At 71.0% G+C, this 23,559-nt stretch carries 21 protein-coding genes; 3 read left to right on the top strand and 18 right to left on the bottom strand.

Annotated elements, in window-relative coordinates; all coding sequences use genetic code 11:
• Window positions 1-81: 81 nt before the first annotated feature.
• The 18 genes from ACH41F_RS11445 to ACH41F_RS11360 all read right to left on the bottom strand — a co-directional run bounded on the left by ACH41F_RS11445 (window position 82) and on the right by ACH41F_RS11360 (window position 20,439).
• The gene (locus ACH41F_RS11445; protein WP_398834501.1) at window positions 82-1,467 is read right to left on the bottom strand and encodes an aspartate aminotransferase family protein; all 1,386 of its coding nucleotides are present in this window, start codon (window positions 1,465-1,467) and stop codon (window positions 82-84) included.
• Complete coding sequence (gene dxs / locus ACH41F_RS11440; protein ID WP_398834498.1) at window positions 1,464-3,362, bottom strand: 1-deoxy-D-xylulose-5-phosphate synthase; 1,899 nt, start codon at window positions 3,360-3,362, stop codon at window positions 1,464-1,466. Before dxs ends, ACH41F_RS11445 begins: the two co-directional genes overlap by 4 nt.
• Before the next feature lie 27 nt (window positions 3,363-3,389).
• Window positions 3,390-4,547, bottom strand: coding sequence for a flavodoxin-dependent (E)-4-hydroxy-3-methylbut-2-enyl-diphosphate synthase (gene ispG, locus ACH41F_RS11435; RefSeq protein WP_398834496.1), 1,158 nt, complete (start codon window positions 4,545-4,547; stop codon window positions 3,390-3,392).
• Window positions 4,548-4,551: 4 nt separating this feature from the next.
• Window positions 4,552-5,574 (bottom strand): adenosyl-hopene transferase HpnH, encoded by a 1,023-nt coding sequence (gene hpnH, locus ACH41F_RS11430; RefSeq protein ID WP_391235165.1) that lies wholly within the window; start codon window positions 5,572-5,574, stop codon window positions 4,552-4,554.
• A gap of 5 nt (window positions 5,575-5,579) precedes the next feature.
• Complete coding sequence (locus tag ACH41F_RS11425; RefSeq protein WP_391235167.1) at window positions 5,580-6,221, bottom strand: 1-hydroxy-2-methyl-2-butenyl 4-diphosphate reductase; 642 nt, start codon at window positions 6,219-6,221, stop codon at window positions 5,580-5,582.
• Window position 6,222: 1 nt separating this feature from the next.
• Window positions 6,223-8,361, bottom strand: coding sequence for a squalene--hopene cyclase (gene shc, locus ACH41F_RS11420; protein ID WP_398834492.1), 2,139 nt, complete (start codon window positions 8,359-8,361; stop codon window positions 6,223-6,225).
• A gap of 121 nt (window positions 8,362-8,482) precedes the next feature.
• A complete protein-coding gene (locus ACH41F_RS11415) occupies window positions 8,483-9,610 on the bottom strand; it encodes a polyprenyl synthetase family protein (protein WP_391235170.1) in 1,128 nt (375 codons plus the stop codon).
• Window positions 9,610-11,004 carry a hydroxysqualene dehydroxylase HpnE gene (gene hpnE, locus ACH41F_RS11410; RefSeq protein ID WP_398834489.1) on the bottom strand — a complete coding sequence of 465 codons (1,395 nt, stop codon included), beginning with the start codon at window positions 11,002-11,004 and terminating at the stop codon, window positions 9,610-9,612. The genes ACH41F_RS11415 and hpnE overlap by 1 nt, the downstream gene beginning before the upstream one ends.
• On the bottom strand, window positions 11,001-11,138 hold the full coding sequence (locus tag ACH41F_RS11405) for a DUF6380 family protein (protein ID WP_398834487.1): 138 nt from the start codon (window positions 11,136-11,138) through the stop codon (window positions 11,001-11,003). The genes hpnE and ACH41F_RS11405 overlap by 4 nt, the downstream gene beginning before the upstream one ends.
• The gene (gene hpnD, locus ACH41F_RS11400) at window positions 11,138-12,088 is read right to left on the bottom strand and encodes a presqualene diphosphate synthase HpnD (protein WP_391235176.1); all 951 of its coding nucleotides are present in this window, start codon (window positions 12,086-12,088) and stop codon (window positions 11,138-11,140) included. The genes ACH41F_RS11405 and hpnD overlap by 1 nt, the downstream gene beginning before the upstream one ends.
• Entirely contained in the window at window positions 12,085-12,987 is a 903-nt protein-coding gene (hpnC, locus tag ACH41F_RS11395; protein WP_391235178.1) for a squalene synthase HpnC, read from the bottom strand. Before hpnC ends, hpnD begins: the two co-directional genes overlap by 4 nt.
• A 384-nt stretch (window positions 12,988-13,371) precedes the next feature.
• Window positions 13,372-14,148 (bottom strand): ATP-binding cassette domain-containing protein, encoded by a 777-nt coding sequence (locus ACH41F_RS11390; RefSeq protein ID WP_391235180.1) that lies wholly within the window; start codon window positions 14,146-14,148, stop codon window positions 13,372-13,374.
• Complete coding sequence (locus tag ACH41F_RS11385) at window positions 14,141-15,076, bottom strand: ABC transporter permease (protein WP_391235182.1); 936 nt, start codon at window positions 15,074-15,076, stop codon at window positions 14,141-14,143. The genes ACH41F_RS11390 and ACH41F_RS11385 overlap by 8 nt, the downstream gene beginning before the upstream one ends.
• A 100-nt stretch (window positions 15,077-15,176) precedes the next feature.
• Complete coding sequence (locus tag ACH41F_RS11380) at window positions 15,177-16,022, bottom strand: glycosyltransferase (RefSeq protein WP_391235643.1); 846 nt, start codon at window positions 16,020-16,022, stop codon at window positions 15,177-15,179.
• Window positions 16,023-16,054: 32 nt separating this feature from the next.
• Window positions 16,055-16,834: a CDP-alcohol phosphatidyltransferase family protein gene (locus ACH41F_RS11375; RefSeq protein ID WP_391235184.1), complete on the bottom strand. Its 780-nt coding sequence runs from the start codon at window positions 16,832-16,834 to the stop codon at window positions 16,055-16,057.
• Window positions 16,812-17,873, bottom strand: a complete 1,062-nt coding sequence (locus ACH41F_RS11370; RefSeq protein ID WP_391235186.1) for an iron-containing alcohol dehydrogenase — start codon at window positions 17,871-17,873, stop codon at window positions 16,812-16,814. The genes ACH41F_RS11375 and ACH41F_RS11370 overlap by 23 nt, the downstream gene beginning before the upstream one ends.
• Window positions 17,861-18,613, bottom strand: a complete 753-nt coding sequence (locus ACH41F_RS11365; RefSeq protein WP_391235188.1) for a sugar phosphate nucleotidyltransferase — start codon at window positions 18,611-18,613, stop codon at window positions 17,861-17,863. The genes ACH41F_RS11370 and ACH41F_RS11365 overlap by 13 nt, the downstream gene beginning before the upstream one ends.
• A complete protein-coding gene (locus ACH41F_RS11360; protein WP_398834483.1) occupies window positions 18,610-20,439 on the bottom strand; it encodes a DUF5941 domain-containing protein in 1,830 nt (609 codons plus the stop codon). Before ACH41F_RS11360 ends, ACH41F_RS11365 begins: the two co-directional genes overlap by 4 nt.
• A 278-nt stretch (window positions 20,440-20,717) precedes the next feature.
• On the opposite strand from ACH41F_RS11360, the gene galE reads away from it, so the two are divergent.
• From galE to idi, 3 genes are all read left to right on the top strand, one after another.
• Window positions 20,718-21,689, top strand: coding sequence for a UDP-glucose 4-epimerase GalE (gene galE, locus ACH41F_RS11355; RefSeq protein WP_391235192.1), 972 nt, complete (start codon window positions 20,718-20,720; stop codon window positions 21,687-21,689).
• Window positions 21,690-21,821: 132 nt separating this feature from the next.
• A complete protein-coding gene (locus tag ACH41F_RS11350; RefSeq protein ID WP_391235194.1) occupies window positions 21,822-22,763 on the top strand; it encodes a cation diffusion facilitator family transporter in 942 nt (313 codons plus the stop codon).
• Window positions 22,764-22,960: 197 nt separating this feature from the next.
• The gene (gene idi / locus ACH41F_RS11345) at window positions 22,961-23,554 is read left to right on the top strand and encodes an isopentenyl-diphosphate Delta-isomerase (RefSeq protein WP_391235196.1); all 594 of its coding nucleotides are present in this window, start codon (window positions 22,961-22,963) and stop codon (window positions 23,552-23,554) included.
• Window positions 23,555-23,559: the final 5 nt, after the last annotated feature.

The following is a 23,559-nucleotide window of genomic DNA, read 5'->3' as shown; positions in this document are numbered from 1 at the left end:
TTCAGCCGCAGGCTTGCCTCTGCGGCAAATTTCTTGCCTCAGAGGCAAAAGCGCCTGCCGGGAGTTCGACGGTTGTCCGAGTCAGTGATTGGCCACCGCCTGCTTCACCAGCGTCTTCCCGAAGTCCCACATCAGCCCGCCACCACCGTGCGCGTCGTCCATGATCTCGGTGAAGGCGTCCACGAACCGGTCCACCTCCCGCTCACCGATCGTCAGCGGCGGAATCAGCTTGATCACCTCCAGGTGGTCACCGGAGACCTGGGTGAGGATCCGGTGCCGCTGGAGCAGCGGGACGACGACCATCTGCGCGAACAGTCCCTTGCGGGCGGCCTGGAGCATGGTCCAACGGCTGCGCAGACCCAGCGACCTGGGCCTGCCGAACTCGATGCCGACCATCAGCCCTCGGCCGCGCACGTCGGCGAGCAGCTCGTACTTGTCGACCAGGGCGGCGAGCCGGGACCTGAGCAGGTCGCCCGTGGCGCGGGCGTTGGCGGTGATCTGCTCGTTCTCCATGACGGACAGCACCGCCAACCCGGCCGCCATGGCCTGCGCGTTGGACCCGAAGCTCGCCGAGTGCACCAGGACGCGGTCGATCGACGAGTAGACCTTCTTGAAGATCCAGTCCTTGCCGAGCGTGGCGCCGACCGGCACATAGCCGCCGGAGAGCGCCTTGGCGACGCACACCAGGTCCGGCTCGACGCCGTCCTCGTGCTGGTAGGCGTAGAAGTCGCCGGTCCGGCCGAGTCCCGTCTGGACCTCGTCGGCGATCAGCAACGCCTTGTGCCGGTGCAGCAGTTCCTGGGCGGCGCGCAGATAGTCGGGCGGGGACTCGTGCACGCCCTTGCCCTGGATGGGCTCGACGATCAGGGCGGCGACGTCTCCCTTGCGCAACTCCCGCGCCAGGGCGTCGAGATCGCCGAGGGGTACGGCGGTGTCGGGCAGCAGCGGGGCGAAGCCGTCACGGAAGCCGTCCTCACCGTTGACCGACAGCGAGCCCGTGGTCAGCCCGTGGAAGGCGTGCTCGCAGTACAGGACGCGCGGCCTGCCGGTGGCGCGCCGGGCGAACTTCAGCGCGGTCTCCACCGCCTCCGTGCCACTGTTGCCGAAGAACACCCGGTCCAGGTGCGGGCTGTGGGTCAGGAGCCGCTCCGCCAGGAGTCCGGGCAGCGGCTGGCAGTCGAAGCGGGTGAGGTCGGCGAGCTGGGCGTCGAGGACGTCGTGCAGCGCCTTGCGGACCACGGGGTGATGGCGCCCCAGGCCCATCACCCCGAACCCGGCGAGCATGTCCAGGTAGTCGTTGCCCTCCGCGTCCCAGAAGTACGCGCCCTCGGCCCGCTCGTAGACCTTGTCGAAGCCGATGGTGTGCAGCATGCGTGGGAGCTGGTGGTTGAGGTACCTGGTGTGCAACTCGTAGCGCTCGGCGCCGCGTTCGGCCAGGAGTCTGCCGAGGTCGAACTCCGTGGTCATCCAGCAGTCTCCTTGACCTCCGCCTGTGCCTGCACGGCCAGGCTCGCACTGATCCGTCCCGCCACCTCGACCGGCGTCAGACCGATGTCGGCGAGCACCTCACCACGCTTGGCGTGCGCGAGGAACTGCTCCGGGATCCCGAACCGCCGTACCGGTACGTCGACTTCGGCGTCCCCGAGCGCCAGCGCCACCGAGGCGCCCACTCCGGCGGCCCGGCTGTTGTCCTCGACCACGGCCACCAGCCGGTGCTCCGCCGCGAGGCCCGGCAGCGCGGTGTCGACGGGTTTGACCCACCGGGGGTCCACGACCGTGCAGTCGATGCCCCGCGCCTCAAGCAGCTCGGCGGCCTGGAGGCAGACGGACGCCATCACACCGACCGCGACGAGAAGCACCTCGGGCCGCTCGCCCCGGTGCAGCACGTCCATCCCGCCCACCTGGTCCACGGCCGGGACCACCGGCCCCACCGACTCCTTCGGGAACCGCACCAGCGTCGGCGCGTCGTCCACGGCGACCGCCTCCCGCAGCTGCGCCCGCAGTTGGTCGGCGTCCCGGGGCGCGGCGATCCGCAGTCCGGGGACGACCTGGAGGATCGACATGTCCCACATGCCGTTGTGCGAGGCCCCGTCCACGCCCGTGACGCCGGCCCGGTCCAGGACGAACGTCACCCCGCACCGGTGCAGCGCGACGTCCATCAGGAGCTGGTCGAAGGCCCGGTTGAGGAAGGTCGCGTACACGGCGACGACGGGATGCAGACCGCCGGTCGCGAGCCCCGCCGCGGACACCGCCGCGTGCTGCTCGGCGATGCCGACGTCCCACACCCGGTCCGGGAACCGCGCGGCGAACTTGCCGAGCCCGACCGGATGCAGCATGGCCGCCGTGATCGCCACGACGTCCTCGCGCTCCTCCCCGATCGCGACGATCTCGTCGCCGAACACCGAGGTCCAGGACGGCCCGCCCGACGGCGAGAGCGGCTCGCAGGTGAGGGGGTCCATCACCCCGACGGTGTGGAAGTGATCCTCCTCGTGGGCCAGGGCGGGCTCGTACCCGCGGCCCTTCTCCGTGAGGCAGTGGACCAGCACGGGCCCGTGGAAACGCTTCGCGCGCCGCAGCGCCGATTCGACGGCGCCGATGTCGTGGCCGTCGATCGGGCCGACGTACTTCAGCCCGAGGTCCTCGAACATGCCCTGGGGCGCGAACGCGTCCTTGAAGCCCTTCTTCGCGCCGTGCAGCGACTCGTAGACCGTGTTGCCCACGACCGGGGTGCGCAGCAGGACCTCCTTGCCCCAGGCGAGGAACTTCTCGTAGCCGTCGGTCGTGCGCAGGGTGGCCAGGTGGTTGGCGAGGCCCCCGATGGTCGGCGAGTACGACCGCTCGTTGTCGTTGACGACGATGATCAGCGGCCGGTCCTTGGCCGCCGCGATGTTGTTCAGCGCCTCCCAGGCCATGCCGCCGGTCAGCGCCCCGTCGCCGATGACCGCGACCACGTGCCCCTGCTCGCCCCGCACGTCGCGGGCCTTGGCGAGCCCGTCGGCCCAGCCGAGCGCGGTGGAGGCGTGGCTGTTCTCGACGATGTCGTGCTCGGACTCCTCGCGCGAGGGGTAGCCGGACAGGCCGCCCTTGCCGCGCAGCTTGGAGAAGTCCTGACGCCCAGTCAGCAGCTTGTGCACATAGCTCTGGTGGCCGGTGTCCCACACGATGCGGTCGACCGGCGACTCGAAGGCCCGGTGGAGCGCGATGGACAGTTCCACCACCCCCAGGTTGGGCCCGAGGTGTCCGCCGGTCCTGGCGACCGCCTGCACCAGGAACTCCCTGATCTCCTCGGCCAGTTGGCCGACTTCCGCTTCGGACAGCGCCTGTAGCTCGCGTGGTCCCCGGATGGTCTCCAGAATGGTCACGCTCGGGCCCCCTTCGGTCCGTGCTGTTCAACTCACGGTGACGGCCGGCTCCCCCGACGCGACGCCGTCCTGCTCCATCTGCTCGGCGATCTTCATCGCCTCCTCGATGAGGGTCTCCACGATCTTGGACTCGGGGACGGTCTTGACGACCTGGCCCTTGACGAAGATCTGCCCCTTGCCGTTGCCGGAGGCGACCCCGAGGTCGGCCTCCCGCGCCTCTCCGGGTCCGTTGACCACACATCCCATGACCGCGACGCGCAAGGGCACCTCCATGCCCTCCAGGCCCGCCGTGACCTCGTCGGCCAGCTTGTAGACGTCCACCTGGGCGCGCCCGCAGGACGGACACGACACGATCTCCAGGCGCCGCTGCCTCAGGTTCAGCGACTCCAGGATCTGGATGCCGACCTTGACCTCCTCGGCGGGCGGCGCGGACAGGGAGACCCGGATGGTGTCGCCGATGCCCCGGCTGAGGAGGGCGCCGAAGGCCACGGCCGACTTGATCGTGCCCTGGAAGGCGGGGCCGGCCTCCGTGACCCCGAGATGCAGGGGGTAGTCGCACCTCTCCGCGAGCAGCGTGTACGCCCCCACCATCACCACGGGGTCGTTGTGCTTGACGGAGATCTTGATGTCCCGGAAGCCGTGCTCCTCGAACAACGACGCCTCCCACAGCGCCGATTCGACGAGCGCCTCCGGGGTCGCCCTCCCGTACTTCTTCAGCAGCCGCGGGTCCAGCGATCCCGCGTTGACCCCGATCCGGATCGGGGTGCCATGGTCCTGCGCGGCCCGCGCGATCTCCTTGACCTTGTCGTCGAACTGCTTGATGTTGCCGGGATTGACGCGTACGGCCGCGCAGCCCGCCTCGATGGCGGCGAACACGTACTTGGGCTGGAAGTGGATGTCCGCGATCACCGGGATCTGCGACTTGCGGGCGATGGTGGCCAGCGCGTCCGCGTCGTCCTGCGTGGGGCAGGCGACGCGGACGATCTGGCAGCCGGACGCGGTGAGTTCGGCGATCTGCTGGAGCGTGGCGCCGATGTCGGACGTACGGGTCGTCGTCATCGACTGCACCGAGACCGGGGCCCCGCCCCCGACCGCCACCGGCCCGACCATGATCTGGCGCGACACGCGCCGCTCGGCGATCGGCCGGACCGGTACCTCGGGGACGCCGAGGGAAATGGCCGTCACGGCACTACTCGCGGTTTCCGTTGACGGTCTCGCGCATGGCCCGCAGCGACTCCTTCAGCGAGCCCATGGTGGCGAGGACGGCGGTCGGCTCGTAGCCGCAGTGCGCCATGCAGTTGGCGCAGCGCGGGTCCTTGCCGCGGCCGTACTTGTCCCAGTCGGTCTCCTCGATGAGTTCGCGGTACGTCGGCACATAGCCGTCGCTCATCAGGTAGCAGGGCCGCTGCCAGCCGAACAGGGAGTAGTTGGGGATCGCCCAGGCGGTGCACGGGAAGTCGACCTTGCCCTCCAGGAAGTCCAGGAAGAGCGGGGAGTGGTTGAGCCGCCACTTGCGCCGGTTGCCGCCCGCGAAGGCCTTCTTGAACAGTTCGCGGGTCTGCTCCACGCCGAGGAAGTGCTCCTGGTCGGGGGCCTTCTCGTAGGCGTAGGCGGGCGAGATCATCATCTCGTCGACCTTGAGGTCGTCGTTGAGGAAGTTGAGCACCTCGATGATGGTCTGCGGGGTGTCGGTGTTGAAGAAGGTCGAGTTGGTGGTGACCCGGAAGCCGCGCCGCTTGGCCTCCTTGATCGCCGCCACCGCCTCGTCGAACACGCCCTCCTTGGCAACCGATTCGTCGTGCCGCTCCCGCAGCCCGTCGATGTGCACGGCGAAGGCGAAGTAGGGAGAGGGCGTGAACTTGTCCATCTTCTTGCGCAGCAGCATGGCGTTGGTGCAGAGGAAGACGTACTTCTTCTTCGCCACCAACTGCCGCACGATCTCGTCGATCTGAGGGTGCATCAGTGGCTCACCCCCGGCGATGGACACCATCGGGGCACCGGACTCGAGGACCGCGCCGACGGCCTGCGCCACCGGCATGCGCTGCTTGAGCACCCCCGCCGGATGCTGGATCTTGCCGCAGCCCTCGCACTTGAGGTTGCACGCGAAGAGAGGTTCCAGCTCCACGATCAGCGGGAACTTGTCCCGCTTGCGGAGCTTCTGTTCGGCCAAGTATGTAGCGACCTTGATGGACTGACGCAGCGGCATGGCCATCTGGCTCACCTCCTGGGGAGCAGCAAGGAACGGTGCCATTCGTAAAAAGCGGGAAGGACGGAACGAAGAACGCGGAAGGCTGATATTCCACCGCGCACCGTGCCGATCCGGACGAGTTCATGTTCTGGAGCGTCCACGACCACCCGTACGGCCGCAACGGGGCGCGCGCCCGTCCGTACCGCGCTGTGGAGCGTGGCCGCGGACTCCATGTCGACCGCGATCGCGCCGGTCGCGAGCAGGTCGGACCGTTCATGACCACGGACGACGTGGTCGGAACCGGTGAGCGGTCCGGTGTGGACGGTTCGTCCGGGGACGGCCCGGGTCAGCTCCTTGACGAGTAGGTCGGTCCCCACGCACGGAACGGTTCCGTCCGGGTCCCGGGCCTCCTCGGCGACGACGAGGTCGCCGGGGTGCATCCCGGGGGCGAGCCCGGCGCAGAAGCCGGTGGCCAGCACCGCGGCGCCGGTGAGGGCCGGGTCGGCGAGGGCCCGGGTGACGGCCCGCTCGGCCGCCTTCGGGCCCATTCCGGTACGCAGGACGGTGACCGGTCCGTCGGCGCCGCCGCGGTCGCCGCTGCGCAGGGCGAGGTGCTCGATGCCGAGCGCGCAGGCGATCAGCAGCGGTGCGGGGACCGGTCCGGCGCTCATCTCACGCCTCCCCCGCCTCGGCGAAGGGCGTCCCCGTGTCGACGAGGGACTTCCCCGCGTCAGCGAACGGCTCGCGGACCTCGGCGGACGGCTTCCCCGTGTCGACGAAGGACTTCCCCCCGTCAGCGAACGGCTCGCGGGCCTCGACGGACGGCTTGCCCTTGTCGGCGAACGGCTCCCCGTACACGTACCGGCCGAGCGCCGTCAGCGGGAACACCTGCCGGTAGAGGTGGTAGTTGATGGAGAAGTCCCACGGGAAGCCGGTCCCGGTGAAGTAGGGCTCGTCCCAGGAGCCGTCCTCCCGCTGGGTGGCGGCCAGCCACTTCACACCCCGCTCGACCACCTTGGACTCCCTCTCACCGGCGGCCAGCAGCGCCATCAGCGCCCAGGCCGTCTGCGAGGCGGTCGAGGCGCCGCGGCCGCTCCACTTCGTCGCGTCCTGGTAGGAGCGCAGGTCCTCACCCCAGCCGCCGTCGTCGTTCTGGACGGACTCCAGCCAGGCCACCGCCCGCCGGATCGCCGGGTGCGCGCCGGGGATGCCGGCGGCGACGAGCGCGGGAACGACGGACCCGGTGCCGTAGACGTAGTTGACGCCCCAGCGCCCGAACCACGAGCCGTCCGCCTCCTGTTCGGCGAGCAGCCACTCGATGCCGCGCCGGGTGCGCGGGTCATGGGCGAGCCCCTCGACCGCGAGCATCTCGACGACGTGCGCGGTGACGTCGGCGGAGGGCGGGTCGATGACCTCGCCGAAGTCGCAGAACGGCAGCCGGTTGGGGAAGGGGCTGGTGTTGTCGACGTCGAAGGCACCCCACGCCCCGTTCTTGGACTGCATGCCGAGATTCCAGCGCACCCCGCGCCCGATGGCGTTCTCCACCCGCTGCGGGTCGTGGTGCCGGACGCGGCGCAGCGCCAGGACCACCTCGGCGGTGTCGTCGATGTCGGGGTAGTTGTCGTTGTGGAACTCGAACGCCCAGCCGCCCGGCTGGAGTCGGGGCCGCTTCACGGCCCAGTCCCCGGGTCGGACGATCTCCTCGCCGAGCATCCAGTCCGCCGCCTTGACGACCTGCGGGTGGTCGGCGGGCACCCCGGCGTCGACGAGCGCGATGGTCGCCAGGCAGGTGTCCCACACCGGCGACTGGCAGGCCTCGATCATCCGGGCCCCGTCCTCGCGCCAGACGGCGAAGCGGTCCAGGGACGCCAGCCCCTCGCGCATCACGGGGTGCTGGAGGTCGTAGCCCAGCAGGTGCAGCGCGATGATCGAGTACACGGCCGGCGGCTGGATGCCGCCCCAGCAGCCGTCGTTCTCCTGCCGCTCGATGATCCAGCGGGCGGCGGTGTTCATGGCCGCCCTGCGCAGCCGGCGCGGCACGACCTTGCGCACCTGGTGCAGCGCCTTGTCCAGCCTTTGGAAGGCGCCGTCCCAACTGGCCACCGGGGCAAGGGGCGTGGCCGGGTTGGGGTTCGCGGGGTCGATGTGCAGTTCGTCGAGCGGGAACGGCGCGGGCCGCACCGGCCGCTTCGCGGAGACGATCGTCAGCGGGACGATGGTCTGCCGGGCCCAGCAGCCGAAGTCGTAGATGTTGAGCGGCATCCACTGGGGGAAGTAGATGAGCTCGGGCGGGAGTTCGGGCAGGTCCTCCCACTTCCACCAGCCGAACAGGGCCAGCCAGATCCGGGTGAAGACCCGGGCCGCGGCGATGCCGCCCTGGGCGCGGATCCACTCCGAGGCCTTCGCCATGTGCGGCTCGTCGGGGGCGTCCCCGGCCAGCCGGAGGGCGACGTAGGCCTCGACGGTGGTGGAGAGTTCGCCGGGTCCGCCGTAGAAGGAGGCCCAGGTGCCGTCCTCGCGCTGCTCGCCGCGGATGAAGAGACCGGCCGCGCGGGTGATCGACTCCTCCTGGATGCCCAGGAACTGACGGAGCAGCAGATCCTCGGCGTCCATGGTGACGTTGGTCTCCAGGTCGCCCTTCCACCAGCCCTCGGCGTCCTGCCGGGCCAGCAGGTACGCCGTGGCGCGTTGCACGGCGTGTACGGCGGCTTGTTGTACCCCGACCGCCACGGGGGTGTCGAGGTCGGTTTCGCTGGCCGCGGCAGCCCGGGGCGGCAGGGCCCCGGTGCTTCCGTCGGTCGTCGCTGTCATGGCTTCCCCTTCGTGCAGTGTGCAATGCGGTGCTCTGCTGTGGGTCCGCCGTCGGCCGGTGCCTGTCCTCTCCTCGCAGCACCGGCCGGCGACTAAGCGAGGGTTATTCGGCCGATGGCGCTCATCTCTTTCGTACGACGACGAAGTCGGCGAGCGCGGTGAACTGGGCCCGCACCCTATCGGGCATGTCGACGGCGTCGAGCGCCTCGACGGCGATGGCGTGCTGGCGGCGGGCCTCACCGGCCGTCCAGTCCCGGCCCCCCGCCTCCTCGATGAGGGCGGCGCGGGCCGCGAACTCCTCCTCGGAGAAGTTCTCGAAGTCGCTGCTCTTGGCGTCCGCGGCGAGGATCTCACCGAGCCGGTCGGAGGCGGGACCGCCCGCCGCGAGCGCGGCGACGACCGGCAGGGACTTCTTGCGCTGACGCAGGTCGCTCCAGGTCTGCTTGCCGGTGGAGACCGGGTCGCCCCAGATGCCGAGGAGGTCGTCGACGGCCTGGAAGGCGAGACCGAGGTGGTAGCCGTACTTCTCCAGGGTGTCGGCGGTGCGGTCGTCGGCACCGCCGAGCACGGCGCCGATGGAGCTGGCGCAGGCCAGCAGGGCACCGGTCTTGTTGCCCTCCATCTCCAGGCACTCCTCGACGCTGACGCGGTCGCGGTGCTCGTAGGAGATGTCCTGGGCCTGTCCGTCGATCAGGGCGCGGGTGGCGGCGGTCAGCCGGCGGGTGGCGCGGCCGGCCTCGACGGTGCCGAGTTCGAGGAGGACCTCGTTGGCGAGCGCGAAGAGGGCGTCGCCGACGAGGATGGCCTGGGCCGGGCCGTGCACCTTCCAGACCGTGTCGCGGTGGCGGCGCTGCTCGTCGCCGTCCATCAGGTCGTCGTGCAGCAGCGAGAAGTTGTGCACCAGCTCCACGGCGACGGCGCCGGGGATGCCGGTCGCGGGCGCGGCACCGGTGACCTCGGCGGACAGCACGGCGAGCGCGGGACGCACGGCCTTGCCGCCGTCGCCGTCCGCGGGGTTGCCCGCGGCGTCGATCCAGCCGAAGTGGTAGGCGGAAACGGTGTCCATGGGAGGGGCGAGGCGGTCGATCGCCGCCCGCAGTACCGGAGTGGCCAGGGTTCGGCCACGCTCCAGCAGCGCGGTCACGTCCACCGCCTCGGCAGCCGTCGAGGCCGGGGGCACAGTGGGCACAGTCTCTCCTCTTGTTGCGGTGCCGGGGGTGCGGGGGCCTGCCGCGCGCTGGTCCAGCATCACGCCGCCTCCTCGAACTCGAAGAGGTGACGGGGGCGGGGCCGGCCCAGGGCGCCCAGCGCGGCGTCCGCCGCACTCACGCCACTGCGGACCGCACTCTCCATCGTCGCGGGCCACCCTGTGGCGGTCCACGATCCGGCCAGGTACAGGCCGGGGGCTTTGGTGCGGGCGCCGGGCCGCAGCCGTCCGACGCCGGGGGCGGGATCGAACGTCGCCGTCCGCTCCCTGGTCACGAAGAAGTCCTTCACCTCGGCGCCGCGCGCGCCGGGCAGCAGCCGCTGGAGCTCCGGGAGGTACTTCTCCCGCAGCGCGGCGACCGGCTCGTCGATGTCGTCCGCCGCGGCCGACTGGGACAGTGCCAGGTACTGCCCCTCGGTGAGCCCGGAGGCGTCGGTGCGGTCGAAGACCCACTGCACCGGGGTGCCGAGGGCGGTGAAGAAGGGACGGTTCAGCACCGGGCGGTCGTACACGACGTGCACGTTGAGGATCGGCGCGGTGCCGATCGCGAGCAGGTGCTCCGGGGCGTCGAGCGCGCCCGCGGGCAGCAGGTCGTGGGCCTCGCGCTGCGGTACGGCGAGCACCACGCAGTCGGCGTGGAGCGTCTCGCCGGGAACCTGGACGCTCCAGGTCCCGTCCTCGCCGGCGGCCAGGGAGGTGACGCGGGTACGGACCTCGGTGCGCACGCCCGCGGAGTCGAGCGCCTTGCGGGCCAGCCGGTCGTGCAGGTCGCCCAGCGGGACACGCGCCCAGCCGATGTCCGCCGCGCCCGGGTCGGACAGCAGACCGGTCTTGAACACCATCGCGGCGAGCCCCAGCGAGGCGTCGGCGGCGACCGCGTTGAGGGTGGCGACCCCGACCAGGTCCCACAGCGCCTCGACGGCGCGTGCCGACTGACCGTGCGCGGCCAGCCAGCTGCCGAAGTCCTGCGCGTCCAGGCTCGGGTCGGCGAGGTCGAGCCCCTTGAGCGCGAGCGCGGCGCGGCCGACCCTGGCCCGTTCGGCCAGCGAGAGGTGGGGGTACGTCGCCAGACTGCGCCCCAGGTGCAGGGGCACCGGCAGCGGGTCGCGCCGCAGCCTGCCGAGCCGTCGCCCCTCGGGCTTGTCGACGTCGACCACGGGCACGTCGAGACGGCTCTGCAGCGGTGCCAGCGCCGTCCCCTCGATCCGGTCGAGGAACCAGCGGTAGGCGGTGCAGCAGCGCAGGTAGACGTGCTGTCCGTTGTCGACGGTGAGATCGCCGCGCTGGAAGGAGAAGGCGAGCCCGCCCAGCCGCGGCCGGCCTTCTAGGAGGGTGACGCGGACGCCCGCGTCGGCGAGGGCGAGCGCCGCGGTGATGCCGGCGAGCCCGCCGCCGATCACGACGGCGTGCCGCCCCGGCTGTTTGCCGTCGGTCATCGTGCGCCCTCCCCTGCCCGGCCGCCGTGTGTGAACGATGCACGGCCGGCCGTCGCAGTCAGGGACGCTGCCCCTGAGCGGAGGGTTGCGTGGCAGTGTTCCCCGGCGGCGTCACCCTGGCCCGCGTTGCCCATCAGGCGCGCCTCCTGACGGTCTGCCGCGTCACATGCCGGGCGTCGAGTCCGGACAGACCGCGCACGGCGACGTACGCCTTCTCGCGTCCGGGCAGCGAGACCCTCCCGCGCAGCACCGCCTGCGGGTCGCGCTCGATGCGGTCGAGCAGCCGTCGGTAGATCCCGGCCATGGCGGCGACACAGGCGCCGCTGCGCCGGTCGAGCATCGGGAGCAGCCGGTAGCCCTCGGCGAAAAGGGCGCGGGCCCGTCGCACTTCGAAGTGGACGAGGCCCGCGAAGTCGGAGCCCTCCGGTGGGATCGGCCCGTCGAACCCGGCCGAGCAGCCGAATTTCGCGAGGTCGTCGGCGGGCAGATAGGTGCGTCCGTCCTCCGCGTCCTCGCGGACGTCTCTGAGGATGTTGGTGAGCTGGAGTGCGAGTCCGAGCGTGTCGGCATACTCCGGCGCGCGCTCGACGCCGCGCGCCCCCGGTTCGGTACCGAACACCCCGAGCGAGAGCCGCCCGATGGCACCGGCGACACAGCGGCAGTAGACCTTCAGGTCGTCCCAGGTCTCGTAGGTCTCGCCGCGTACGTCCATCAGGACGCCGTCGATCAGCTCGTCCAGGCCCTCCAGCGGGATCGGGAAGGTCTCGGCGGCATGGGCGAGGGCGACCGCGACCGGGTCGGTGTCGTCCTCGTCGACCTCGCCGCGACGCACCCGGGCCAGCATCGCCCGGGTGTCGTCGAGTCTGGCCGCCTTGATGTCGTCGCCCAGCGCGCCGTCTCCGATGTCGTCGACCCTGCGCGAGAACGCGTAGAGCGCGGACATCGCACGCCGCTTCGGCGTCGGCAGCAGCCTGATGCCGTACGCGAAATTACGGGCCTGCTGTCCGGTGACGGTCTCGCAGTAGCTGTAGGCGGCGAGTACCGGTGCGGACACGCGTGGTTCGGCCTCCACGGTCCGGATCACCCCTCTCCTCGCAGAGTCAGGCCCACCTCGCGCAACAGCCGGAGCTTGCCGGGCTTGGGCGGGCCGGGAAGTACGTCGTATTCGGCGGCGGCGATCGCCTGGACGGCCGCCCTTCCTCCCGCCACGAACCCCGCGAGCAGCAGCTTCAGCCTGCCGTGGACGCTACCCACCAGGGGGGCGCCTTCATTCAGGAGATCGCGGGCGCGTTGTGCCTCGAACGCGACCAGTGCGCGCACCGATGCGCCCGCTGTCCCCGTGGCGAGATCCGCCTCCTGGACATGGAACCGCTTCATGTCCTCGGCGGGCAGGTAGATGCGGTCGCGGCCGAGGTCCTCGGAGACGTCCTGGAGGTGTTCGACGATCTGGAGCGCCGTGCAGACCGCGTCCGACAGCCGGACCCGCTCGGGGGTGGAGGTGCCGGTGACGCCGAGCACCAGGCGGCCGACGGGGTTGGCGGACAGTTCGCAGTAGGCGAGCAGGTCGTCGTAGGTCTCGTAGCGCTGGACCAGCTGGTCCTGGCGGTTGGCGGCGATCAGGGCGAGGAAGGGCTCGGGGGTGAGCGAGCGGCGGCGGACCGTCGGTTGCAGGCGCCGCAGCAGGGGGTGGCGGGGAGTGCCGTCGAAGACCCGGCGCAGGTCGGCCTCGAAGGCGTCCAGCAGCAGGAGCCGGTCCTCGGCGTCCTCGGGTCCGACGCCGAGCAGGCGGGCGTCGGCGCCGCCGGGGGCGAGGTCCCCGTCGCCGATGTCGTCGACGAGACGGGCGAAGCCGTACACCGCCATGAGATCGGTGCGCCAGGCCCGGGGCAGGAAGAAGGGAGCCACGGGGAAGTTCTCACCCGCGGCCTTGTCCAGCGTTCCGCGCTCCGGATCGGGGGCGCGCGCCGTGTCGGTTCCCGTCACCGCGAACCGCCCGGGGCGGGGACGGCAACTGCCTGGAGCTGGGGAGTTTCCGTAGCCATGGCCGTCACATCTCCCGTTCTACACCGCAGACCCAACACGCACTATTTCGGACACGCCGCCCAGCCTTCCGAGGAGCGGCCCTGACTGAGGGTGTCGGGCATTATCGCCCCACTTGCCGCGATTCGGGACCGGTACAGCTTACGTTGTACAACTCGGCGTGGGCAGCCGGGGTGTCCTGGACATCACAAGAACACACCGATTGACTTCAAGATTCCTACGCCGTACCGAAGTTGACGTTTCCTTTGCAGACGCGGGGCCCCGCCGGAGCAGTTCCGGCGGGGCCCCGCGAAGCCTCCTGCCCCGGTGCGTCCAGGGGCGGGTGGACTACTTGCCCGTGAACTTCTCGTACTCCTTGAGGACCTCGTCGGTGGGTCCGTCCATGCGCAGCTCGCCGCGCTCCAGCCACAGCACCCGGTTGCAGGTGTCCCGGATCGACTTGTTGTTGTGGCTGACCAGGAAGACCGTGCCGGCCTCCTTGCGCAGCTCGCGGATCCGCTGCTCGGAGCGCTTCTGGAACTTGCGGTCGCCGGTGGCCAGGGCCTCGTCGATCATCAGGACGTCGTGGTCCTTGGCCGCGGCAATGGAGAAGCGCAGCCGGGCCGCCATGCCGGAGGAGTACGTGCGCATCGGCAGGGTGATGAAGTCGCCCTTCTCGTTGATGCCGGAGAAGTCGACGATCTCCTGGTAGCGCTCCTTGATCTGCTCCCGGGTCATCCCCATGGCGAGACCGCCCAATATGACGTTGCGTTCACCCGTGAGGTCGTTCATCAGTGCCGCGTTGACGCCGAGCAGCGAGGGCTGGCCGTCGGTGTAGACCTTGCCGCTCTCGGCGGGCAGCAGTCCGGCGATGGCCCGCAGCAGGGTGGACTTGCCGGAGCCGTTGGAGCCGATCAGTCCGATGGCCTCGCCGCGGTAGGCGACGAAGGAGACACCGCGCACGGCGTGCACCTTGCGCACCCCGCGCTCCTCGCCGCGCTTGACGATGCGGCTGAGGGCCGCGGTGGCACTGCCCTTGCCGGACTTGGCGCCGTTCACCCGGTAGACGATGTGCAGATCGTCCGCGATGACGGTGGGGCGGATGTCTGTCTGCTGCTCAGCCACGGCCGTACCTCTCTTCCGCCTTCCAGAAGTAGACGAAGCCGACCGCACCGGCCAGCACCGCCCAGCCCACGGCGAAGGCCCACACGTGCGGGGGCAGGTACCCGGAGCCGTAGCCGTCGATCATCGCGAAGCGGACCAGGTCCATGTAGATCGCGGCGGGGTTCCACTGCAGGACCTCGGTGACCCAGCCCGGCATGTCCTTGTCGGCGAGCATGGCCGGGATGCTGAACATGACGCCCGAGGCGTACATCCAGGTGCGCAGCACGAACGGCATCAGCTGGGCCAGGTCCGGGGTCTTGCTGCCCATGCGGGCGAAGATCAGCGCGAGGCCGGTGTTGAAGACGAAGTGCAGGACCAGCGCGGGCAGCACCAGCAGCCAGGACAGGCCGGGGTAACTGCCGAACGCCACCATGACCACGACCAGCACGATCATCGAGTACAGCAGCTGCTGGAGCTGCTGGAGCGCGAAGGAGATCGGCAGCGAGGCGCGCGGGAAGTGCAGCGCCCGGACCAGACCGAGGTTGCCGGAGATGGCGCGCACGCCCGCGAGGACCGAGCTCTGGGTGAAGGTGAAGACGAAGACGCCCGTCACCAGGAACGGCACGTAGATGTCGTGCGGGATGCCCTTCCGGGCGCCCAGCAGCAGACCGAAGATGAAGAAGTACACGAGCGCGTTCAGCAGCGGGGTGGCCACCTGCCACAGCTGGCCGAGCTTGGCCTGGCTGTACTGGGCGGTCAGCTTCGCCCGCGAGAACGCGAGGATGAAGTGACGGCGGTCCCAGAGCTGACGGACGTACTCGACGAGCGAGGGGCGGGCACCGCTCACGGACAGCCCGTACTTGTCGGCCAGCTGCGCCGCCGTGAGGCCCTCGTCGGGCGACGGAGGCGCGGTCACCGCGATCTGGCCGTCGTGCGTTGTCTCACTCACTAGTGGAAACTTTCGTCTTCGAGATGCACAGCCCGTGCGGGCCTGGGCATGAGCCGGGGGCCGGGGCGGGGCCCGGGTGCCGCTCTCAGGTTCGAGCTTGTCAGATGACCGGGGGGCGGCCCAGTCGGGTCAGCCGCCACACCGTACGCCACTTCATGGGCCGGCGTGGGCCGCACGATGTGGTCCAGCCTTCCCGGAACCCGCCGAACCACGCCTTCAGCGCGGGCCGCGAGGGGCGGCGCACCAGGGTGAGCAGCATCCAGACCCCGAGGTAGACCGGGACCAGGAGCGCGGGGAGGTTGCGGCGGGCCAGCCAGACCCGGTTGCGGGCGACCATGCGGTGGTAGACCGCGTGCCGCGAGGGCGCGGTCGTGGGGTGGTACAGCACCATGTCGGACCGGTAGTCGATCATCCAGCCCGCGTCGAGAGCCCGCCATGCCAGGTCGGTTTCCTCATGGGCGTAGAAGAATTCGTCCGGCAGGCCGCCGACTTCGGCGAAGACCTGGGTGCGGACGGCGTTGGCACCGCCGAGGAAGGTGGTCACGCGCGAGGAGCGCAGGGGGTCGGAAGCGCGCAGCCGGGGCACGTGGCGGCGCTGGGTGAGGCCGGTGTCCGGGTCGGCGATGCGGAAGCTGATGATGCCGAGCTCGGGGTCCTCGGCGAACGCCGTGCGGCACAGCTCGGCGGTGTCGTGCTGCGCGAGGAGGCCGTCGTCGTCCAGGAAGAGCAGGATGTCGACGTCGCGACCGCTGGGGCCGAACGCCTCGATGCCGACGTTGCGGCCGCCGGGGATGCCGAGGTTCTCCGGCAGCTCGACGGTCCGCACGCCCTCCGGGACGTCGGGGACGGGCGAGCCGTTGCCGACGACGACCACCTCGACCCGGTCGCCGTCCTGCTTGGCGACCGAGTCGAGCAGGGCGCGCAGCTCGTCCGGGCGGTTGCCCATGGTGATGACGACCGCGCCGACCTTCAGGCCACTCACTTCAGCCTGCTGGAGGCGAGGATGGACACCAGGTGCAGCAGGGTCTGGAGCAGCGCGATGCCGGCCAGCACCGCGACACCGAGGCGGGAGTAGAACAGGTCGCCGCGCAGGTGGTCGGCGACCGCCAGGACCACGATGAGCAGGGACGCCTCGATGCCGAGGATCAGCCGGTGGAACTTGAGCAGGGAGGCGGCCTTGCGGGCCAGCGCCATGCCGGAGGAGCGCATCTCGGCCGCCGACTCCTGGACCGGCGGCTTGCCGGTCTGGTGGCGGGCGACACCGACGAGGTCGGTCTCCGCCTTGATCAGGATGGCGCCGAGCGCGGCCAGGGTGCCGAGGAAGGCCCACAGCCAGTCGATGCGGCCGCTGCCCCACAGGTCGGCGGCGCGCAGCCCGAAGCCGACGAGCACGGCGGCGTCGGTGAGGTAGGCGCCGACCCGGTCGAGGTAGACGCCGTTGAGCGAGTACTGCTTCTTCCAGCGGGCGATCTCGCCGTCGACGCAGTCCAGCAGCAGATACATCTGCACGCAGACCACACCGAGCACGGCCCCCCAGATCCCCGGCACGAGTAGTGCCGGGGCCGCGAGGACGCCGAAGACGGTCATCAGGTACGTGAGCTGGTTGGGCGTGACCCTGGTGTTGACCAGATAGCGGTCGACCCGCAGGGACACCTCGCGCATGTAGAGGCGCCCCATCCAGTGCTCACCGCTGCGCCGGTCCTTCACCCCGACGGGGTGGACGACCGGACGGAGTTCAGCTACCGATGGTCTTGACATAGTCGACGTAGAGATCCTTGATCTGGTCGGGCTTGAGGTCGAGGTGTTCGAGGATCGTGTACCGGCCGGGCCGGGTCTCCGGAGCGAACTCCACGGCGCGGACGAACTCGTCCACCGTGAAGCCGATCTCCTCCGGCAGCACCGGCAGGCCGTGCCGGCGCAGCACCGAGGCCATGTACGCCGATTCCTCGTGCGCCCCCCGCAGGAACATCGCGAAGGCCGCGCCGAGGCCGCACTGCTCGCCGTGGGCGGCGGCCCGCTTGGGGAACAGCAGGTCGAAGGCGTGGTTGATCTCGTGGCAGGCGCCGGAGGACGGGCGGGAGTCGCCCGAGACCGACATGGCGATGCCGCTGAGCACGAGCGCCTCGGCGAGCACCTGGAGGAAGTCGGTGTCCCCTATGCCACCGGGGTGCCTGAGCACGGCCTCGCCGGCCTGGCGGGCGATCGCGGCGGCGAGGCCGTCGATCTTCTCGCCCTTGACCCGGTTGGCCAGCTCCCAGTCCGCGATCGCGGAGATGTTGGAGACGGCGTCCCCGATCCCCGCGCGCACGAACCGGGCCGGGGCCTGGTGGATGACGTCCAGGTCGATGACGACCGCGATCGGGTTCGGAACGCCGTACGAGCCGCGGCCCGCGTCGTTGTCGAGCGTCGCGACCGGCGAGCACAGGCCGTCGTGCGCGAGGTTGGTGGGGACGGCGACCAGGGGCAGGCCGACGCGCGCCGCGGCGAACTTGGCGCAGTCGATGATCTTGCCGCCGCCGAGGCCCACGACCGCGTCGTAGTGGCCGGCCTTTATGTCGCTGGCCAGCTGCACGGCGTCGTCGAGGGTGCCGCCGCCGACCTCGTACCAGGTGGCGCCGGGCAGGGAGGGCTCCAGCCGCTGGCGCAGCCGGGCGCCGGAGCCGCCGCTGACGGCGACGGCGAGCTTGCCCGAGTGCGAGACCCGCTCGTCGGCGAGCACGGCGGCCAGGTCGTCGAGGGCACCCGCGCGGATGTCGACGACGACAGGTGAGGGGATGAGCCTCGTCAGTACTGGCACGCGATCTCCCGTCCACGGGCGAGATCGTCATGGTTGTCGATCTCGACCCACTTGACGTCGCCGATCGGCGCGACATCGATCCGGAAGCCGCGGTTCACGAGCTCCTGGTAGCCGTGCTCGTAGAACTGCTGCGGGTCGGTCTCCCACACCGTCTTCAGCGCGTCGGCCAGCTCGGGGGCGGCGTCGCCCTCGATGAGGGTGACGCCGATGTACTCGCCGGTCGCCTCGGCGGGGTCCATCAGCTTGGTGATCTTCGTCATGCCCTTGGCGGGGTCGACGACGACCTTCATCTCCTCGTCGGCCAGGCTCTTCACCGTGTCCAGGGCGAGGATGATGCGGCGGCCCTCACCGCGCGCGGCGAGCAGCGTCCTCTCGACGGAGACCGGGTGCACGGTGTCGCCGTTGGCGAGGATCACGCCGTCCTTGAGGGCGTCCCGGCCGCACCACAGGGAGTAGGCGTTGTTCCACTCCTCGGCCTTGTCGTTGTCGATGAGGGTGAGCTTGAGGCCGTACTTCGCCTCCAGGGCCGCCTTGCGCTCGTAGACGGCCTCCTTGCGGTAGCCGACGATGATCGCGACCTCGGTCAGCCCGATCTCGGCGAAGTTGCCGAGCGTCAGGTCGAGAACCGTGGGTTCGCCCTCTATGCCCGCGGGGCCCACCGGCACCAGAGCCTTGGGAAGGCTGTCGGTGTAGGGGCGCAGACGCCGTCCGGCGCCGGCCGCGAGCACGAGGCCGATCATGCGGTTTCTCCTTCATCGTGTACGGCGGGCGCCCCAGCGGACACCCAGAAGCGGATGCTCTCGACGAGCACCACCAGGGCCACGGCCACGGCGAGGGCCGTGAGCGCGACCGTGAACTGCGAGGCGGTGAGCGCGGCGGCCAGGACGGTGACGAGCAGCGTCCGCCCTTCGTGCCCCCCGATGGCACGCACCAGCCAGGCCGGGGGCGCGCCGGCGTTGCCGCGGATGCGGTACACCGTGTCGTAGTGATGGTAGGCGACCGCGGCCACCAGCCCGAAAGCCGCAGGAAGGGCCCCGTCCACGTCCGCCTTGGCGGCGAGGATCAGGACGGTGCCGTACTCGGCCGCCCGGAAGAACGGAGGGATCAGCCAGTCGAGGGCGCCCTTGAGGGGCCGCTCGACGGCTTCCGCGGACAGCATGATGTAGCCGCCGGCCATCAGCACGACCCACCAGCTCGGTCCCCACGCCCAGGCGCCGAGGGTCACCAGGACCGCGCCGGCGGCGGCGCTGAGGGGGGCGGTGGGACGGGCCGGGCCCGGCAGGACGCGCGCGATCGCCTCGGCCGTCGGACCGCTGTCCGCGAGGTCCGCCAGCGCCTGCGCCGCCCGGTCCGTCCGCTTGGCCTTGCGGGTCAGCGAGCGCAGCACCCGGCCCGCCGTGGTGTACGTCGCCGCGAACGCGCAGCCGATGAGCAGCGCGTAGAGCGTGATCCGGGGAGTCGTGAGCGCCGTCAGGACCGCGATCATCGCCCAGCGCTCACCGATCGGCAGCACGATCATCCGCCGGACCCACACCGTCCAGCCGACGCTGTCGAGCTTGTCCGAGAGGGCGGCCGTGGGGCTGGTGTTGGCGGTCGCGTCGTGGTTCGCCTCGTTGAAGGAGAAGTCCACGACGTGCCGGCAGGTCTGGAGGATCATCGCGCCGAGGGCGAGGGCCCACACGTCGTCGCCGCCGCGGGCCGCTCCGAGGGCGAGGCCCGCGTAGTAGGCGTACTCCTTGGCCCGGTCGAAGGTGGCGTCGAGCCAGGCGCCGAGCGTGGAGTACTGGAGGGAGTAGCGGGCGAGCTGGCCGTCGGTGCAGTCCAGGACGAAGGACGCGATCAGCAGCACGCCGGCCGCGACGAACCCGCCGCGCGTGCCGGTGGCCGCGCAGCCCGCCGCGATCAGCGCGGTGATCAGGGAGGCGGTGGTGACCTGGTTCGGGGTCAGACCCCGGCGGGCGCACCAGCGGGCGATGTAGCGGGAGTACGGGCTGACGCAGTACGTGGTGAAGAAGCCGTCCCGGGACTTCACGGCCGACCTCAGGCGTACGGCTTCGTCGTCGACGTCCGCGACGGCCTGCCGTGCCTCGTTGCGGGCCTGCGGATCGGTGGGGACGACGGCGACCAGGCTGCCGAGCTCGGGGCGGTGGACGCCGGCGTCGTCGGCGTCCAGGGCGGTGACGACGCGGTCGGCGAGGTTGTCGACGGTGCTCACGCCCAGCTTCGTGTGCCCGGGGGCGCCCCCGTCCGCCGTACCGCCGCCGGCGCTGCTCTCCCGGGCCATCGCGCGAGTCAGGGCCTGGCGGCCGGCCGGCTGGGCGGTGACGGCGCCGGGCACCGCGGCGAGCGGGAAGCGCGGGTCGGTGAGGCCGAGGCGCAGGGCGTGCAGATGGCCGACGAAGCGGGCGTCGACCACGGCGACCCGCTGGTCACCGGGGACCTGGGCGAGGAGCGTCTCGGCGTCGGTGGCGTCCGAGGCGATCCGGACGTCGAAGCCGAGGGACCGCAGATCGCTCTCGATCGACGATCCGGGGACCGGCTGACCGGTGAGGATGGCGGTCGGCAACCGAACTCACTCCCTGGGTGCCGGCGCCTGGGCGCCGGTCGGTACACGGTGGGGGCGCCCCTTACCGATGCGGTCGGGCGGCATGTCGGCAGAGGCTATCGGATGCCGGGAGGCCCTCGTTCACCGCCCGTTCACGGGCCGATCAACGGTGTCTCCCCCGGCCTTTGCCGCGATCATCATGGGTGATCACGGGCCCCGCCCACAAACCGCGCCCCGGGCGCAGGGGGCATCTCGGACATAGCGGTGACCATTCCGGGCTCGGCATAGGGTGGGCGACCATGACATGGCTGATCACAGGCGGAGCGGGATACATCGGGGCCCATGTGGCGCGGGCCATGACGGAGGCCGGGGAGCGTGTCCTGGCGCTGGACGACCTGTCGGCCGGGGTCCCGGCCCGACTGCCGGCCGACGTCCCGCTCGTGCGGGGTTCGTCGCTGGACGCCGCTCTGCTGAAGCGGGTGCTCGCCGAGCACGAGGTGAGCGGGGTGGTGCACCTGGCGGCGCGCAAGCAGGTCGCCGAGTCCGTGGCGCAGCCCACGCGGTACTACCGGGAGAACGTCGGCGGACTGGCCACGCTGCTGGAGGCGGTGGCCGAGGCCGGGATCGAGCGCTTCGTCTTCTCCTCCTCCGCCGCCGTCTACGGCAACCCCGAGGTGCGGCTGATCACCGAGGACACCCCGTGCGCCCCGGTGAACCCCTACGGGGAGACGAAGCTCGCCGGGGAGTGGCTGGTGCGGGCGGCGGGCCGGGCGCACGGCATCTCGACGGTGTGCCTGCGCTACTTCAACGTGGCGGGCGCGGCGGCACCCGAGCTGGCGGACACCGGTGTCTTCAACATCGTGCCGATGGTCTTCGACCGGCTCACCCGCAACGAGGCCCCGCGGATCTTCGGCGACGACTACCCGACGCCCGACGGCACCTGCGTGCGGGACTACATCCATGTCGCCGACCTGGCCGAGGCGCACCTGGCCGCGGCCCGGCGACTGGCCGAGGGCGGCCCGGTGGGCGACCTGACGGTCAACATCGGTCGCGGCGAGGGCGTCTCCGTGCGCGAGATGGTCACCGTCATCGGCGAGGTGACCGGCGACCGGCGGGCCCCCGTCGTGGAACCGCGGCGCCCGGGCGACGCCCCGGTCTCGGTCGCCTCCGCCGACCTGGCCGCCGAGGAGCTGGGCTGGACCGCCCGCCGGGACGTGCGCGCCATGGTCGAGTCGGCGTGGCAGGGCTGGCGGCTGCACCACGCCCGCTGAACCGAACCGCCCTGACCTGCGGATCGTTTGCGCAGGTCAGGGCACATGACAACGGTGTTCAGTGCCGCGTTGCCCGATACCCCCCACCCGTAGTTCACTGGTGATCCCGACGAACCACAGGAGGCGGCCTTCATGGGGGCTGGGCACGATCACGGGCACACGCACTCGCATGCGCCGACCGGCGGTACCGCCACCGCGGCGTACCGCGGCAGGCTGCGCGTGGCGCTGTCCATCACGCTCACCGTCATGGTCGTCGAGATCGTCGGCGGCGTCCTCGCGGACTCCCTCGCCCTGGTCGCCGACGCGGCGCACATGGCGACGGACGCGCTGGGCCTCGGCATGGCCCTGATGGCGATCCACTTCGCGAGCCTCCCGCCGAGCGGCAAGCGCACCTTCGGCTACGCCCGCGCGGAGATCCTCGCCGCGCTCGCCAACTGCCTGCTGCTGCTCGGCGTCGGCGGTTACGTGCTCTACGAGGCGATCCAGCGGTTCCTCACACCCGCGGGCACCGAGGGCGGGCTGACCATCGTGTTCGGCGCGATCGGCCTGGTCGCCAACATGATCTCGCTGTCGCTGCTGGTGCGCGGCCAGGCGGAGAGCCTGAACGTGCGCGGGGCGTTCCTGGAGGTGGCCGCGGACGCGCTGGGCTCGCTCGCGGTGATCATCTCCGCGGTGGTGATCCTGACCACCGGCTGGCAGGCCGCCGACCCGATCGCCTCCCTGGTCATCGGCCTGATGATCGTGCCGCGGACCTGGAAGCTGCTGCGCGAGACCCTCGACGTGCTGCTGGAGGCGGCCCCGAAGGACGTCGACATGGACGACGTACGCGCCCACATACTCGCCCTCGACGGCGTGGAGGACGTCCACGACCTGCATGCCTGGACGATCACCTCCGGGATGCCGGTGCTGTCGGCGCACGTGGTGGTGAGCGGGGACGCGTTGAACACCATCGGGCACGAGAAGATGCTCCACGAGCTCCAGGGCTGCCTGGGCGACCACTTCGACGTGGAGCACTGCACCTTCCAGCTGGAGCCGGGCGGGCACGCGGAGCACGAGGCGAGGCTCTGTCACTGACCGTCCGCGAGCGCCCCCGGACGTCCCGTACGGGTGGTTCGGGCGGAGTGCAGCGATCCGGTGCGCGGTCGCGTCCTCCTGCGCACAGCGCCGCCCCGGACGGTTCCCCGTCCGCCGCGCCGGGCACGATCAACTGCCGGGAGTGCCGTTTTCGTGCGGCACACTTGGGGCGCGAAAAACCGATGCGAAGGATGGGTATGCCGATCACACCTGCCACCGCGACGCACCGTACGTCGAACGGCACCGCTGACGCGATCCTGCTGGAACTGGTCGACGAGAACGGCGTCACGATCGGCACCGCGGAGAAGCTCGCCGCCCATCAGCCCCCGGGGCAGCTGCACCGCGCCTTCTCCGTGTTCCTGTTCGACGAACGGGGCCGCCTGCTGCTCCAGCAGCGCGCCCTGGGCAAGTACCACTCCCCCGGTGTGTGGTCCAACACCTGCTGCGGGCACCCCTACCCGGGTGAGGCCCCGTTCGCGGCGGCGGCCCGGCGCACCTACGAGGAGCTGGGCGTCTCACCGTCGCTCCTCGCCGAGGCGGGCACGGTCCGCTACAACCACCCGGACCCGGACTCGGGCCTGGTGGAGCAGGAGTACAACCACCTCTTCGTGGGACTGGTGCAGTCGCCGCCGCGTCCGGACACCGAGGAGGTGGGCGCGACGGCCTTCGTGACCCCCGCCGAGCTCGCGGAGCGGCACGCGAAGGACACCTTCTCGTCCTGGTTCATGACGGTGCTGGACGCGGCCCGCCCGGCGGTCAGGGAGCTGACGGGCCCGTCCGCCGGCTGGTGACGGTC

Origin of the sequence: Streptomyces sp. NPDC020489 (genome assembly GCF_044386545.1) — a bacterium.
Taxonomy (GTDB): domain Bacteria; phylum Actinomycetota; class Actinomycetes; order Streptomycetales; family Streptomycetaceae; genus Streptomyces.
The sequence above is the reverse complement of the archived record's forward strand: the minus strand, read 5'-3'. Positions and strand labels throughout refer to the sequence as shown.